The sequence below is a fragment of the Trabulsiella odontotermitis genome (genome assembly GCF_001188485.1).
Taxonomy (GTDB): domain Bacteria; phylum Pseudomonadota; class Gammaproteobacteria; order Enterobacterales; family Enterobacteriaceae; genus Trabulsiella; species Trabulsiella odontotermitis_A.
Map to the genome: position 1 here is coordinate 128,736 of NZ_JNGH01000076.1, position 15,227 is coordinate 143,962.

Annotated in this window: 16 protein-coding genes and 1 pseudogene; 7 read left to right on the forward strand and 10 right to left on the reverse strand. The window is 51.8% G+C overall.

Annotated features, from left to right (window positions below; genetic code table 11):
- Window positions 1-13 precede the first annotated feature (13 nt).
- Genes GM30_RS08880 through fraE form a run of 3 tightly spaced genes read left to right on the forward strand, consistent with a single transcriptional unit; the run spans window position 14 to window position 3,335 of the window.
- Window positions 14-862 (forward strand): fructoselysine 6-kinase, encoded by an 849-nt coding sequence (locus tag GM30_RS08880; RefSeq protein ID WP_049848318.1) that lies wholly within the window; start codon window positions 14-16, stop codon window positions 860-862.
- 53 nt (window positions 863-915) lie between these two features.
- A complete protein-coding gene (locus GM30_RS08885) occupies window positions 916-2,235 on the forward strand; it encodes an anaerobic C4-dicarboxylate transporter family protein (protein WP_049848319.1) in 1,320 nt (439 codons plus the stop codon).
- 56 nt (window positions 2,236-2,291) lie between these two features.
- Window positions 2,292-3,335: a fructose-asparagine asparaginase gene (fraE, locus tag GM30_RS08890; RefSeq protein WP_049848320.1), complete on the forward strand. Its 1,044-nt coding sequence runs from the start codon at window positions 2,292-2,294 to the stop codon at window positions 3,333-3,335.
- Window positions 3,336-3,348: 13 nt separating this feature from the next.
- Here fraE and GM30_RS27860 read toward each other — a convergent pair.
- From GM30_RS27860 to GM30_RS08900, 3 genes and pseudogenes are all read right to left on the reverse strand, one after another.
- Window positions 3,349-3,432: pseudogene (locus tag GM30_RS27860) on the reverse strand (LysR family transcriptional regulator); the annotation flags it as partial.
- Window positions 3,433-3,447: 15 nt separating this feature from the next.
- Window positions 3,448-4,341, reverse strand: a complete 894-nt coding sequence (locus GM30_RS08895) for a dihydrodipicolinate synthase family protein (RefSeq protein ID WP_049848321.1) — start codon at window positions 4,339-4,341, stop codon at window positions 3,448-3,450.
- Between the two features lie 21 nt (window positions 4,342-4,362).
- A complete protein-coding gene (locus GM30_RS08900) occupies window positions 4,363-5,058 on the reverse strand; it encodes a B3/B4 domain-containing protein (RefSeq protein ID WP_049848322.1) in 696 nt (231 codons plus the stop codon).
- 43 nt (window positions 5,059-5,101) lie between these two features.
- Here GM30_RS08900 and GM30_RS08905 point away from each other — a divergent pair, with 43 nt between their 5' ends.
- From GM30_RS08905 to GM30_RS08915, 3 genes are all read left to right on the forward strand, one after another.
- On the forward strand, window positions 5,102-5,704 hold the full coding sequence (locus GM30_RS08905; protein WP_049848323.1) for a helix-turn-helix domain-containing protein: 603 nt from the start codon (window positions 5,102-5,104) through the stop codon (window positions 5,702-5,704).
- A 63-nt stretch (window positions 5,705-5,767) separates the two neighbouring features.
- On the forward strand, window positions 5,768-6,262 hold the full coding sequence (locus tag GM30_RS08910; RefSeq protein ID WP_049848324.1) for a GNAT family N-acetyltransferase: 495 nt from the start codon (window positions 5,768-5,770) through the stop codon (window positions 6,260-6,262).
- The gene (locus GM30_RS08915) at window positions 6,256-6,774 is read left to right on the forward strand and encodes a GNAT family N-acetyltransferase (RefSeq protein WP_049848325.1); all 519 of its coding nucleotides are present in this window, start codon (window positions 6,256-6,258) and stop codon (window positions 6,772-6,774) included. The genes GM30_RS08910 and GM30_RS08915 overlap by 7 nt, the downstream gene beginning before the upstream one ends.
- A gap of 187 nt (window positions 6,775-6,961) precedes the next feature.
- On the opposite strand, the gene GM30_RS08920 is transcribed toward GM30_RS08915, so the two are convergent.
- The 7 genes from GM30_RS08920 to GM30_RS08950 all read right to left on the reverse strand — a co-directional run bounded on the left by GM30_RS08920 (window position 6,962) and on the right by GM30_RS08950 (window position 13,962).
- Window positions 6,962-7,852, reverse strand: a complete 891-nt coding sequence (locus GM30_RS08920; RefSeq protein WP_049848326.1) for an oxidoreductase — start codon at window positions 7,850-7,852, stop codon at window positions 6,962-6,964.
- 26 nt (window positions 7,853-7,878) lie between these two features.
- On the reverse strand, window positions 7,879-8,706 hold the full coding sequence (locus tag GM30_RS08925; protein ID WP_049848327.1) for an EamA family transporter: 828 nt from the start codon (window positions 8,704-8,706) through the stop codon (window positions 7,879-7,881).
- Between the two features lie 75 nt (window positions 8,707-8,781).
- Window positions 8,782-9,687: a transcriptional regulator GcvA gene (gene gcvA / locus GM30_RS08930; protein WP_049848328.1), complete on the reverse strand. Its 906-nt coding sequence runs from the start codon at window positions 9,685-9,687 to the stop codon at window positions 8,782-8,784.
- 164 nt (window positions 9,688-9,851) lie between these two features.
- Window positions 9,852-11,102, reverse strand: a complete 1,251-nt coding sequence (locus GM30_RS08935) for a flavin-containing monooxygenase (protein ID WP_049848329.1) — start codon at window positions 11,100-11,102, stop codon at window positions 9,852-9,854.
- 91 nt (window positions 11,103-11,193) lie between these two features.
- Entirely contained in the window at window positions 11,194-12,012 is an 819-nt protein-coding gene (locus tag GM30_RS08940; protein WP_049848330.1) for an ABC transporter permease, read from the reverse strand.
- A gap of 1 nt (window position 12,013) precedes the next feature.
- Window positions 12,014-12,868 carry an ABC transporter permease gene (locus tag GM30_RS08945; protein WP_049848331.1) on the reverse strand — a complete coding sequence of 285 codons (855 nt, stop codon included), beginning with the start codon at window positions 12,866-12,868 and terminating at the stop codon, window positions 12,014-12,016.
- 62 nt (window positions 12,869-12,930) lie between these two features.
- Window positions 12,931-13,962 carry an ABC transporter substrate-binding protein gene (locus tag GM30_RS08950; RefSeq protein ID WP_049848332.1) on the reverse strand — a complete coding sequence of 344 codons (1,032 nt, stop codon included), beginning with the start codon at window positions 13,960-13,962 and terminating at the stop codon, window positions 12,931-12,933.
- Between the two features lie 289 nt (window positions 13,963-14,251).
- Here GM30_RS08950 and GM30_RS08955 point away from each other — a divergent pair, with 289 nt between their 5' ends.
- Window positions 14,252-15,214, forward strand: coding sequence for a LysR family transcriptional regulator (locus GM30_RS08955; RefSeq protein ID WP_049848333.1), 963 nt, complete (start codon window positions 14,252-14,254; stop codon window positions 15,212-15,214).
- The last annotated feature ends 13 nt before the right edge of the window (window positions 15,215-15,227 follow it).

Sequence of the window (15,227 nt, forward strand, 5' to 3'; positions counted from 1 at the left end):
TCAAGGATTAGTTATGAGCATCAGCGTTATAGGTATTGGTGACAATGTTGTCGATAAATACCTCCATTCCGGAGTGATGTATCCGGGGGGGAATGCATTAAATTTTTCCGTGTATGCAAAACTCGCTGGCGTACCTGCTGCTTTCATGGGAGTCTTTGGCGGTGATGAGGCTGCAAGGCATGTGCAGGATGTCTTGCATGAGTTAAAGATAGATACTACTCACTGCCGTCATTATGACGGTGAGAATGGATACGCATGTATTCGGCTGAAAAATGGTGATCGGGAGTTTGTTGCCAGCAATAAAAATGGGGTGCTACGTGAGCATCCTTTGACACTATCACAAGACGATCTCCATTATATTTCTCAATTCAATTTAGTACACTCCAGCATCAACGGTTTTCTGGAGCCAGAGTTGGAAAAGATAAAACAGAAGAATAATCTTATTTCGTTTGATTTTTCCGGGCGTGGTACTGATGAATATTTCGAAAGTGTATGCCCATGGATAAGCTACGGTTTTATTTCTTGCAGTGGTTTATCATCAGATGAAATAAAAGAAAAACTTGAAAAGATTTATTATTACGGTTGCCGGCATGTTATCGCGACCCGTGGACATGAGGGTGTTTATTATTTATCTGCAAATGGTTATCTTGAGTGGCATCCTCAGTATATCGAACCAATCGATACGCTGGGAGCAGGTGACGCGTTTTTAACCGGTTTTATGATCTCCATTATGCGATCCGGTACAGATGAACCTGATAATGAAATGGTGATGTCAGCCATGCGAGCGGGAGGGCAATCTGCTGCGCAGGTTTTATCACATTACGGCGCATTCGGTTTTGGCAAACCTTATTCTGCCTGTTAACGCTGTTCCATTAAATTAACCCAGCATTCACTCCACACAGGTCAGGAGGAAGTATGTTTTGGACGGAATTGTGTTTTATTCTTATTGCTTTGATGATTGGCGCCAGAATCGGCGGCGTATTTTTAGGGATGGTCGGTGGGTTGGGTGTGGGCGTTATGGTATTCGTATTCGGCCTGACACCTTCAACACCGCCTATTGATGTTATTCTTATTATTCTTTCTGTTGTATTAGCCGCCTCATCATTGCAGGCTGCCGGGGGGCTGGATTTACTGGTTAAACTGGCAGAAAAAATTCTGCGACGGCACCCACGTTATATTACGTTGCTGGCTCCTTTTATTTGTTATCTTTTTACCTTTATGTCTGGAACAGGGCATGTGGTGTACAGCTTGTTGCCGGTTATCTCTGAAGTTGCTCGTGACTCAGGGATCCGCCCTGAACGTCCACTATCCATTTCTGTCATCGCCTCACAACAGGCAATCACCGCCAGCCCGATATCAGCCGCAATGGCAGCGATGATCGGCCTGATGGCACCTTTAGGTATTTCAATTTCCACCATCATGATGATTTGTGTCCCTGCAACATTGATCGGTGTGGCATTGGGGGCAATCGCAACCTTCAATAAAGGCAAAGAATTAAAAGACGACCCGGAGTACCAGCGCCGACTGGCTGAAGGGGTAATTCAGCCGGTTCAGAAGGAAAGCAAAAAAACAGAAGTTACGTCGCGCGCCAGGCTCTCAGTTGTGCTGTTTTTAATGAGTGCGGTTGTGATTGTATTGTTGGGGCTTATTCCGGCCCTGCGTCCAATGGTCGAAACAGCAAAAGGGCTACAACCGCTTTCAATGTCAGCAGCAATCCAGATTACTATGCTCTCTTTTGCCTGTCTGATTGTATTGTTGTGTCGCCCGCAAGTGGATCAAATCATTAGCGGTACGGTTTTCCGCGCCGGAGCGCTCGCGATTGTCTGTGCTTTCGGGCTTGCATGGATGAGCGAAACCTTTGTAAACGGGCATATCGAATTGATCAAAGCGGAAGTTCAGACACTTTTACAACAGCATACTTGGCTCATTGCTATCATGATGTTTTTTGTCTCCGCGATGGTCAGCAGTCAGGCTGCAACAACCCTCATTTTATTGCCCCTGGGGTTGGCGTTAGGGCTGCCCGCCTATGCGCTGATTGGATCATGGCCAGCGGTCAATGGCTATTTTTTTATTCCCGTGGCGGGTCAGTGTCTTGCAGCATTAGCTTTTGATGACACCGGAACCACGCGGATTGGTAAGTTCGTACTTAATCATAGCTTTATGCGACCAGGCTTAGTCAACGTCATTGTTTCGGTTACCGTTGGCTTAATTATTGGAAAAATGGTGCTGGCCTGATTATTTAAAAGTCTGACAGTTTTCACCCTGTTCAATTAAATTCAGAGGAAAAGAAAATGAATATAAGAATATTCATTGCTGTGGCTTTGCTTTTTATCAGTCAAAGTATATTTAGCGCTACTACACAACCTCATATTGTGATTCTTGCGACAGGAGGCACGATTGCTGGGACGGCAGCAAATACAACACAAACATCGGGTTATAAATCTGGCGAGATTGGTGTTCAGACATTAATTAATGCTGTACCAGAGATGAAAAATATAGCACGTGTTGATGGTCAACAAATTGCTAATATTGGCAGTGAAAATATGACCAGTGATATTATTTTAAAACTGTCTCAGCAGGTGAATACGCTACTGGCGCGTGATGATGTGGATGGTGTGGTGATTACTCATGGTACAGATACGTTGGATGAAACAGCGTACTTCCTGAATCTGACGGTCAAGAGCGACAAGCCCGTGGTGTTCACTGCCGCAATGAGACCAGCGACAGCGATTAGCGCGGATGGTGCGATGAACCTGTTGGAAGCCGTTACTGTGGCAGCAGATCCCAATGCCAGGGGCCGCGGGGTGATGGTGGTATTAAATGATCGTATTGGTTCGGCAAGATTCGTCACTAAAACTAACGCAACCACGCTGGATACATTCAAAGCGACCGAGCAGGGGTATCTGGGCATTATTGTAAACGGTACACCGCAATTTGAGACGCGAGTGGAAAAGGTGCATACCCTGCGTTCAGTATTTGATGTGCGAAACCTGCGAAAATTACCAGAAGTCGTGATTATTTATGGTTATCAGGACGATCCGGAATATATGTATGATGCAGCAATTTCACATCATGTTGACGGGATCATTTATGCCGGAACCGGGGCGGGTTCTGTTTCTGTCAGAAGCGAGGCAGGGATCAGGAAAGCAGAGGAAGCCGGAATTATAGTGATACGTTCATCTCGTACAGGGAATGGTGTTGTACCCGTCGATAAAGGCCAACCTGGCCTGGTCGCGGATTCATTGAATCCTGCTAAAGCCCGGATATTGCTGATGACTGCGCTGACGCAAACAAAAAATCCTGAGCTGATTCAATATTATTTCCGTACCTACTAAATAACTCCGCGCGCTAAACCTGTGCCAGAAAGTACAAAAAGCGGTTTAGCGCAGCGGAAGGTGTTTCATCATTACGCCAGAAAACGCCAACGCTTCCAGTCCTGCGGGTAGATTACTTCAGCTCCAGCGCCCTTATCACATTGGCAATATCCGCGATATCGCCTGCTGACAACGGTTGCAGAGGTCGAGGCAGGCAATCCATGTCGGTAAGCCCAAGCACACCAGCGGCAGCGGCAATAACGCGAAGACTTCCGCCATGTTTACGAAACAGCGACCACAACGGCTCAAGGCGGGTTGTCAGGGCAGTAACGCGTTCATGCTCGTTTGCCGCCGCTGCTTCAGTGATTTGTTTCGCTACCTCAGGGAACAGACCACCACACACGGAATACCAGACTTCACAGCCAGCGTTTAATCCCAACCCCGCATACGCATCGCCACTGATACCGATGGTTACGCCAGGGCGCAGATGTTGACGTAACGCATTCACCCGCTCAGTCGCTGCAGCCGGGCTATCCGGGACGCCAGGGATCTTGACCGAGCGAACACCCTCAAGTGATGAGAGACGACCGTGTAGTTCATCCGTAAAGGTAAAATGCGTAGTGCCCGGATTATCATAGATGCACACCGGTACAGAGACGTGCCGTGTAACGGTCTCGAATAGGGAGAAGACTTCTTCGTCACGAAGTGACTGGTAGCTTACCGCCGGGAGTAACAGGGCATTCGCGCCAGCTGCCTGCGCATCGTCTGCCAGATGCAGAATAGCATCGGTACTGACCGCTCCCACACACACCATAACAGGGATGTCTCCGGCATGCTGTTTTGCCAGAGTTGCTACGCGCTTGCGCTGCTCCCGGGTCAGATAGGCATAGCTTCCGGTTGACCCCAGGATGCCCATAGAATCAACACGGGCTTCTGTCAGGCGGGAAAGAATATGGCTAAAGCCCTTTTCATCCACGCCGCTGGCGGTGACTGGGGTTAATGGAAACGCCGACAAGCCGGTAAACATAAATGTTTCTCCTGAATGATATTACTGGTGTTGTTCTCCGATGAGAGCAACTTCAAACCGCAGACCGGGCATCATTTTTTCCAGGCCATCGGTCAGCATCTTCCCGGCTTCATGAAGCCTCTCCAACGGCATCTGCGGCAGGCTTTCCAGAATAAACCACATTTGTTGAGCTTCCACGCCTAAGCGGGTTCTGATCCCCTGTCGCCAGTTCCAGCGACGGCAGGTCACGCCGATATCATCACACCAGATAACCTCGCCTTGTGAAGGATATTCAACGGCGGTTTCACCCTCTTTGACGGTATCAAAAGGCTCTGTTCCTTTTGCCACAGCCAGACGCGGCGCCCCCTGATAAGCAGAGATATTCTCTCCACCAACCGGAACGGCGTAGCGGAGACTAACGGCATTATAAAGATCAACGATGGGATCGAGCGCTGGCATCGTTCCATCACGTAATAGACGCTTACGTAACGCATCAGCTGAGCAAGGGGTGCGTTTCGGTTTAGCACCAAACTTTTGAAAAACGTCGGCCCATGCGGCCAGATGAGATTCCGCCCATTCAGGTTCACCGGCCAGAACTGCTTCACAGGCTTCCCGCAGCGCCGTTTCTCCAGTGTCGGGATTAAGCACTGGCGCAGCTTTTACGCAGATACTGAGTGCCCGAAAACCTGGAGCAATACGATAAATTTCAGGGGCAATTGACGGAGATACTGTTAACACGTGATAATCCTGTAATGACCAATTTATTCCATGATAATGACCGATGACCAAAAAAGTCAATTTAATGACCGATGCAAATGCTATCGTCAACACTGTGAATGAAGCCGTATCTCAGCGAATTAAACTGTATCGTAAGCAAAAGAAAATATCCCTCGATGAACTCTCCCGTCGGGCAGGCGTCAGCAAGGGAGCGCTGGTTGAGATAGAGGGATGCCGGGCGAATCCCAGCATTGCCCTGTTATGCCGCCTGGCTGCCGCGATGGGGGTTTCGGTGGCTGATTTTGTAGATGTCAGTTCCAAACCGACCGTGCATCTTATTGCTGAAGATGAGATCCCAGAATTGTGGAAAGGTGAAAAAGGCGGGAGAGCAAGATTGCTCGCAGGGTCGGGTGGCCCTGATATGACCGAGCTCTGGATGTGGGAAATGCAGCCTGGGGAAAAGTTTGCTTCACCCGGCCACACGGAAGAAACGCTTGAACTGTTTTATGTTCAGTTGGGCACGCTCACACTGGGCGTACAGGATCACGTGTATCTGGTAAAAACTGGCTGTTCGGCAACAGCCAGAACGGACGTTCCTCATTTCTATGAAAACCAGGGGGAGAGCCCGCTGGTATTTATCATGACAGTACATGAAAAAGCATCCTGAGCATTCCCCGGTATAGAGGACAGCCCTGTGCCTCATCACAAGTAGCCCAGAAGGAGAAGTTCGGTGAATAATCAGCACCTGCGTTTTACCAAAGGCAAATTTACTGTCACAACCGATCCCGCGTTTTTTCAGCTGGAAGCCATTCACGATTACCTCTCGCAATCGTCCTGGGCTCCTGGTATTGATGCTGAAACGGTAAGAATATCAATCCAGAACAGCCTTTGTTTTGCGCTTTTGGATGGAACAAGACAAATCGGCTTCACCCGTCTGGTCACAGACTATGCCACTTTTGGTTATTTGTGCGACGTCTACGTGCTGAACGATTATCAGAAAAGTGGTCTTGGTCGTTGGCTGATTGAATGCTGTCACGCCCATCCAGTGATGTCACGTCTGCGACGGATAATGCTGGTAACCGACAGCGCGCCCTGGTTATACCAGAAGCTGGGGTATAACCCATTGAACCGGCCAGATTTTGTCTGGCAAATCAATCGACCCGATATTTATCGTAAACCCGGACAAAAATTAGATTACTTTTCAGAGAGTAATGATAAATGTTAATCCGTAGAGCCAGTCCTTCTGATGCAGAAGAACTTGCCATTTTAGCCGAACGAACCTTCAGAAAAACTTTTGAGGATGGTAATACTCAGGAGGATATGGAACTTCACTGCCAGGCAAGCTATTCAACGGAAATTCAAATGAAAGAAATCCTCAGACAAGACTGGATTACATTAGTCTGCGAATACGACAGCAAACTGATAGGGTACGCTCAACTGAGGTGGGAAGAGTTTCCTCCCTGTGTAAATAGCATTCACGCCGGGGAAATCCTGTGTCTGTATGTCGATGAACCTTATCATGGCAAAGGATTTGCACAAGCACTTATACGGAAGTGCTTTACTGAATTTGAGGCAAAGGGATCGGATGTTGTCTGGTTAGGTGTCTGGGAACATAATCCAAGGGCAATCTCTTTTTACCGTAAGCTTGGGTTTACCGAGGTGGGTGAACATATCTTCCAGGTTGGGTCAGATCCCCAGAGAGATATCATTATGAAACGCTCAACTTGTGTTAACTGAACAAACATTGCAACGTCCGCCTATGGTACAAAGCGGTCATTCCTGTTTTACCGGGTCAGTCTGGCCTGGTTGAATAACCGACACCAACGTGGTTAAGCGTCCTGAGGCAGCGCAAGTCATCCGACGACCAGCATAATGCCCTCGGATAAATGTGGCGTCGACCTCTGACAGGCCAACTTCGCCGTCTTTAACCGGGGCCTTCACTGCCAGCCGCCAGCAGCGGAACCAGCACATCGCTGATGGGAACGGGGATGCCGTGCGCCTGGCCTAAGCGCTGTATTACACCGTTTCGAATATCCCACTCTAAAGGACGGTTGGCCTGTCGGTCGGCGAGAATCGACGTGCCTAAGTCAGCGGGCGCGCGCTGCAAATTTTCGACGATGTCAAGCACCACCCCATCGTCCAGCACTGCACCCTCGGCACGAGCAACGGTAAGACACTCACGCAGATAGGCCTGAGCCAGTTCGCTAATATCCTCGCGGGAGAACATTCCGGCACGGCGATTCGCCAGCACCATCAGTCCCGCGACTGCATTTTGCAGCAGCTTGCGCCATGCGACGGAGGCAAAATCCGCAGACAGCTCAACCGCGCAGCCTGAGCCGCTGAGCGCATCCGTTACACGTTTGGCCTGCGGGACATCCGGCAACGTCAGACGCGGTCTGGCACGCAGCCAGACCGAGGCATCCGGCTCGCGCTGCGCCGGGAACCAGACCACGGAAGGCAGCACCGTCGCGCCATTGACCCAGGGAGCGAGCTGGCTTTTCTGTTCGATGCCGTTTTGCAGCGCACAGACCACCGTATTCTTATCGCACAACGCGTTTAACCACCCGGCGCTGTCGGCGTTCTGGGTGGTTTTCACCGCGACGAAAACCAGATCGCAGGGACGGGAGATCGCCGTCGGATCGGTTAATACCGGGCCGGGTACGACAATCTCACCCGCATCGTGGCGTAAACGTAATTCCGGATGCGCGGAGCGCCCGCACAGTAACGGCGTGCGACCCACTTCGTGCAGCATCGCGGCGATGGTCGTACCAATCGCACCAGGCCCAATCAATGCAATTGTCGGATGGTCTGACATCGTAAGTTCTCCTGATTCAGATTCACTTAACCTATCAGCAGTGTGCCAGTGACGATCACCGTACACGCCAGTATTTTTCTGAACGTCAATGCTTCGCCGAAAAACCAGTAACCGAGTACCGCCACAAACAACACGCTGGTTTCACGTAGCGCTGAAACGGCACCCATGGGCGCCGACGCCATGGCGTAAATAATAATGCCGTAAGCCAGCAGAGAAACCAGCCCACCCGCCGCGGCACTCAGCAGTTCCGGCCGCCAGCACAGTAAACTTTTGCTGTCGCGCAGGATGATATAAAGCGCTGGCATCATCACCCCCCAGAGGGCGCTCATCCACACCGTATAAGCGAGCGCATGGCCAGAGACTCGCACGCCCATCCCATCGACCACGCTGTAAGCCGCGATAAAAGCCCCGGTTCCCAGGGCATGTTTCACTCCCGGCATCGCCAGGCGACGCTGTCTGACCGCCAGCATCAGGATCCCCGACGAAACCAGCACGATGCCGCCAAGGGTATGAAAGGCGATTTTCTCCCCGGCGAACAGCGCTGCCGCGCAGGTTATCAGGAGCGGCGAAGATCCTCGTGCAACCGGGTAGGTTTGACTGAGTTCTCCACTCTGATAGCTGCGTATCAAAAACAGGTTATAACCCACGTGCAACAGGGCCGACAGCAGCGCGTATTTCCAGCTGGCACGAGCCGGGATCGGCAAAAACAGCGCCATAATAACGCTGGTAAAGGCAATCGCCACACACATGATGGTCATCGACCACAGCTTATCTTTGCCGCCGCGCAGTAGCGTATTCCAGGTGGCATGCAGCAAGGCCGCAAATAACGTCAGTGAAATAAGGGTTCCGGACATGCAGTGATACTAAACAGCCCCCGCGATGATGAACAATGAAGTGTTGTCATTAGAGTATGAAAGAATACTCATAGTTTAACGGTAACGCTGCTGCGCCTGCTGTGACGCATCCAGCAGCCACTGCCGGAATTTCAACACGTGCGGCTGGGTTTCTATCCCCTGCGGGCAGACAAAGTAATACGCGGCCGGTGAAGGACACCGGATGTCAAAAAGACGCGTCAACGTACCTTCAGCCAGCTCTTTCTCAACGTGCCCGCTGCGCGCCAGCGCGATACCCTGGCCGAGAAGCGCGGCTTCAATTGTCATGTTGGTATCGGCGAAGCGCACACTCTCATGCAGCACGTTGATATTGACGCCGGTTTGCTCAAACCAGGCATCCCATTTAGGCACCAGATCGGCACCATCACGCGTCAGCAACGGGTAGCGCAGCAGTTCGGCTGGTTCTGCTGGCATGCCAAAACGCTGCAAAAGCGACGGGCTGGCTACCGGAAATATCTGCTCGCGAAATAAAAACTCGGTGAAAAGTGCAGGGTAGTTACCATGACCAAACCGAATTGCCACATCGGACTCTGTTCCTGCAAAGTTGATGATTTTATCCGAGCTGTCCAGCGACACCAGGATCTCCGGATGTAAACACGCCAGGTCCGGCAGGCGAGGTAACAACCACTTGAGCGCAAAAGAGTACGTGGTGTTAACGCGCAATCGTACCCGGCCATTTTGTTCACGCAGATCCGAAAGGGTTGTATCAAGTTTGCTGAAAAATTCTCGTACCAGCGGCGCAAGCGCTGCTCCGGCGGGTGTCAGGCTCAGGGATTTACCGCGCTGAAAAAGTTGCAGACCCCAGAGCGCCTCAAGGTTCTTTAGTTGATGGCTGACGGCGCTTTGGGTAATAAACAGCTCTTCGGCGGCGGCGGTGAAGGTAGCGTGGCGCGTGGCGACTTCAAACGTGCGCAGCGTGGCAGTGGGTGGAAGATGACGCATTGTTTTCGCCCTGCTAATGAATGAATACTCATATCACCACAGGATCGATCTCCAGTGCCAGAGAAATCCTTGCCGGCACCTGCAGAAACAGATTCACCAGCACACGATGGCTAAATAAACGTTTATTTAGCCATGCGTGGTGATAACAAGCCTCACACGGGTAATTATATTTTTTCGTAGTCGGTGTAAGCATTCTGCAAAACAATATGATCGGCAATGTATTTAGCGTCATGCCATACGCCATAAATAAAGGATGATGCGCGGTTTACCAGATTCGGCAGGCCGAGAAAATAAATGCCACGTTCTGCGGAAATACCGCGTTTATGAAACGGCAGGCCGTTTTCATCGAACGCATCAACCTGCAGCCAGCTAAAATCAAATTTAAAACCGGTCGCCCAGATAATAGTGGTAATGCCCGCCGCCGCAATATCTAATTGCGTCAGCGGATTGAGCAGACATTCGGGATCTGGCAGTAGCTCCCATGCCAGCGGCTCCGGGGGCAAATCCAGACCGTTGCGTTCAATATAAGCATCCGCATCGCGCAGTACGTCAAAATAGGCTTTGTCACCCTCAGCGATATTTTCAACCAGACCGTCGGCAAAGCTCAGCACACCGTTATCCCAGCTTCTGGTGATGCCCACCAGCGTAATACCCATATGCGCCAGGCGACGGAAATCCACGGTTTTACCGCCTTCATAACCGCTCACCGCAAACGCCACATGCTCTTTCTTCGGCTTTATTTTAACCTCGTCCCACAGGCCGAGCGCACCGAGCCACCAGCAGTAATCACGATTGCGGTAAGCGCGCGGCGGACGATAATGCTCGCCAACTGACAGATAAACGTCACGACCTGATTGACGCAATTCCTCAGCAATTTGCGTCCCGGACGCCCCCGCACCCACCACCAGCACACCGCCAGCGGGCAGTTGCTGCGGATTTTTGTAGACGGAAGAGTGAATCTGATGCAACCCGGCGCTTTCCGGCACGATCCGGGGAAATGACGGTTTCTGGAATGGACCGGTGGCAGCCACGACATTGTCGGCCTCAAACTCACCGGCAGAGGTCACCACTTTAAACCCGCTTCGTCCTGCCAGACGCGTAACCTGATGCACGTCAACGCCGGTGCGCACGGGCGCATTAAGCATCTTCGCATAGTCTTCAAAATATTGAGCCATACGCTCTTTCGGCGGAAAGGCTTCCTGGGAAATATTATCGAATTTCAACGACGGAAAGCGATCGTGCCAGGCCGGGCCGTTCGCCACCAGCGAATCCCAGCGCTCAGAACGCCAGCGTTCAGCGATGCGGCTGCGCTCCAGTACGACGTGAGGCACCCCCATTTGCGCCAGATGTTCACTCATAGCAATACCGGCCTGACCTGCGCCGACAATAACAGTATTTATTTTCTCTGCTGACATGTTGAACCTCTAAATATAAACGACCCTCGATATGTTTATCGCTAAGCGTAATCGGGCGTGGTATTAATGATGATCAGGATTTCATTTTTTCTTAATGTCTGGCTTCAACGTTTAATATTTTCCCCAGACCTAAAAACGTATTGGCAATAATTAACATCACTGCCGTGACGGCAATGTAAATTACCGACAGGGCGGCCAGTGTTGGATCTGCAAATTCACGTACATAGTTGTACATCGCTACCGGTAAAGTCTGTGTTGCCTGAGTCGTAATAAACAACGATGCGGTAAATTCGTTAAAGGAGAGGATCGCCGCAAACAGCCAGCCGCCAAAAAGGCCCGGCAAAATCAGCGGTACAGTGATGGTCCACACCACGCGCAGAGGCGAAGCGCCGAGACTTGCCGCCGCCAGCTCTATGCGCTGTTCAAGGTTTTTTAGCGACACATAAACACTGCGCAACACAAACGGCAGGACCAGAACGATGTGGCAGAAAATCACCAGCGGATAACCGCGCCCCAGATTGAGTTGCGATACCAGCATCAGCAGACCCAGGCCAATTGTGAAGTGTGGTATGAACAGCGGCGACATCAGGACCCCTTCCAGTACCTGCTTGTACGGGAATGAATAGCGCTCAATGGCAATCGCCAGCGTAGTACCGATGATCACCGCCAGCGACGATGCCCATGCGGTAACAATCAGCCCGGAATAGAAGCCGTGACGAAAATCATCGTAATTCACCGCCCGCTCGAACCAGCGTAACGACCAGCCTTTCGGCGGGAAGAACAGCACGGCGGTGCTGCTGAACGAGGAGATAAACACCACGACAGTCGGCAGCATCACAAAGATCAGAATCGCGGCGACCAGCAGGCGACCCGCCAGCGTCGTCAGTTTATCGTTCATCGAACGGGTCATATCAATGATCTCCCATCGTGTGCAGGAATCGTGTCATGCGTTTCAGCGCCATCAACAACAGGATGGTCAGAATTAGACCGGCAATGCTGAGCGCAGCGGCAAAGGGAAAGTTCATCGACGAAAAACCAAGTTGATAAACCATCGTTGCCACGGTGCTGACGCGTCCGCCGCCAATGAGTTGCGGGGTGGCGAAGGCGCTAAAGGTCCAGGCAAACGCGGTGGTCAGACTGGCGATAATGCCGGGGAAAGATAGCGGAATTGTCACGGTCAGTAAGGTGCGGATCGGCCCTGCACCGAGGCTGATGGCGGCTTTCTCGTAATCCGGGTTGATGTGTGACAACGCGGTCGCGAGCATCAGCACCATGATCGGCATGGTGACATGGACCAGCGCCAACACCACGCCCGTCTGCGTAAACATAAACTGAACCGGGGTTGAGATGATGCCCAACGCCAGCAGCAGGCTATTAAGGAAGCCGCTGTTTCCCAGTACGATAATCCATGAATAGGTGCGCACGACTTCACCGAGAAACAGCGGTGTAATCGCGATAATCAAAATATTGGATTTGATCCAGGTCGTGCGGGTGCGTACCAGGGCATACGCCAGCGGATAACTCATCAGCAGGCCAAAAATAGCGGTTTTGGCGCTCAGCATGACGGTGTTAATAAAAGCATCGGCATAGATGCTTTTGAGCAGACCGTTGAAGTTCGCCAGCGTAAACCCGCCCACGTCGAGCGAACCGGGAATATAGGCGCGTACGCTGAATTGCATCACCGCGAACATCGCGAAAAACAGCCCTGTTGCGGTCAGCGTGGCGGGAATAATAAACCAGGGTAAAAATGTCGGTTTTCTCGTCATACGTGTTGCCTGAGTAATAGGATGCCGGTAGACCTGTGGCGACCCGCAGGCCGCCCGGTAAATCAATGAGACATGATGTTTTCAGAGAACCATTGACGCCACTCCGCCGTTTTTTCAGCACGCAGTTGCGGATCGGTATTGATGGTGGCATTCCACTGCTCAGGTGTGGTCAGCATGCCCGGCAGTTTTGCCACTTCCGGGTCGATATGCGCGTTGGTGACGGTTGGACTGCCGTGATAAATCTTTGCCACCTGCTGCTGAATCTCAGGCTTAAGGGCGATATTGATAAATTTATACGCAAGATCCACACGTTTGGTGCCCTTGTTGATACCAATGGTATCGACGCCCAAAATCGCGCCTTCTTTCGGTATCGCCAGTTTGATGTTTACCCCTTCAGCAAGCATGTTGTAGGCGTTCATCGACAGCATCACCTGCACCGGTGTTTCACCCGTGGAGATCAGTTGCTGGCTGTTGGCATCATCGGTATAGAAAGATTTGATATTCGGGATCAGCGCTTTCATCTTCGCCTGGCCTTGCTGCCAGTGCGCGGCATCGGTGCCGGAGAGTCTGGCGGAAACCGCGATGATATGACTCGGATCCCAGTCAGGCAAAGCCAGCATGCCTTTCAGTTCTGGCTTCCACAGATCGTTCCAGCTCTCAAACGTTTCGCCCTTTGGCACCAGATCCGGACGGTAGCCGATGGTGTAAACGTAGCCCCAGACGCCGAGGTGCCACGGGCTGACTTTCGCCTGTTGCACCAGATTTACGGCGTTCGGGATTTTGCTCATATCGAGTTTTTCAAACAGACCCGAGTTGGCGTACAGATAACCCACATGCGACGTGGTAAACGTCACGTCAGTTTCAGGTGTTCCGCCAGCCAGTTTGGCTTTGTTGAGACGATCGATGGTGCCACCCGTAACAAACTGCACTTCTACGCCGGTTTCTTTGGTGAACGCTTTCGCAATGGTTTCATCGATCAGATCTTTAAAACCGCCGCCCCAGGTGCTGACAATCAGCTTGTCTGCGGCCATGACATTTCCTGCGTTCAACACAGTCGTAGTCAACAACGCTAAAGCACAAATCTTACGCGACATATTCTTATCCCCATATTGGAATTGCCTGTTGTAATAATCGAAACCCGGCGCGCCAGAAGGGTGCAAACGGTGTTCCCTGGTGTGAAACCGATAATGGCGCGATGAGTTGATTCCGTAAAACAGGCTTTTCCTCGTCGTTGCATCAGGATTTCTGACGCAGGAGAGTCGTGGCCATCAGACCAGGCGATTATGCTGCTATTTGAAAACTGGCATGATAAATGCAGCAGGATCTGCACTATTAGAATGACTGGCGCGACATGATCGCGCCGGCGATCTCAGGAGAACCTGCATGCTCAGTCGCATCACCCAGCGTCAGCTGGAGTACTTTGTCGCGTCCGGCGAGGCCGGAAGCATCATTGGCGCATCAGAACGTATCCACGTTTCATCGCCGTCGATCTCTGCTGCCATCACCCATATCGAATCTGAACTTGGCGTGCAGCTGTTTGTGCGCCATCACGCGCAGGGCGTGTCGCTGACGGCTATCGGTCATCAGGTTCTGAAAGAGGCGAAGCTCATTCTGGAACAAATGATGAACCTTTATACGATTGCGTCAGAATCGATGAACAATGTGCGCGGCCCGCTGCGTGTGGGCTGTCTGGATACGCTGGCCCCCATGCTGACGCCAGAGCTGGTTTTTGGCTTTGGTCGCGCGTTCCCGGGCGTGCGCATTACGCTTGTGGAGGGCAACCATGAACAGTTGCTGAAGCAACTGCGTTCAGCCGATATCGACATTGCCCTGACCTACGATTTAGTCCCGGCCAACGACATCGCATTTACCTCGCTGGCGCAGTTGCCGCCTTATGTGATGGTAGGTGAACATCACCCGCTTGCGACACAATCGGCGGTGACGATTCAGGAGCTGGCGACGATGCCGATGGTCTTGCTGGATATGCCGTGGAGCCGCGAATATTTCCTTGGACTCTTCAGCGAAGCGGGCGTCACGCCGAATGTGGTCATGCGCTCCGGCAATATGGAGGTGGTGCGCGCCATGGTGGCAAACGGCGTGGGATTTGGTATCGCCAACGTGCGGCCAAAAGCGCATCTGTCTCAGGATGGCAAACGCCTGATTCGCGTGCGGCTGGCCGGGGTGAACCGGCCGATGCACCTCGGTTATGCGACCGTCGCCCATACGCAGCACTCAATGGTGGTGAACGCCTTCGCCGAGCGCTGCCGCATTTTTATTTCCGACCAGTATATTCCTGGCATGGCGGCACCGAGCTATTTTGACCCGCAGGTGGTGCGAGTGGCGTGATGCATGGCGCAGG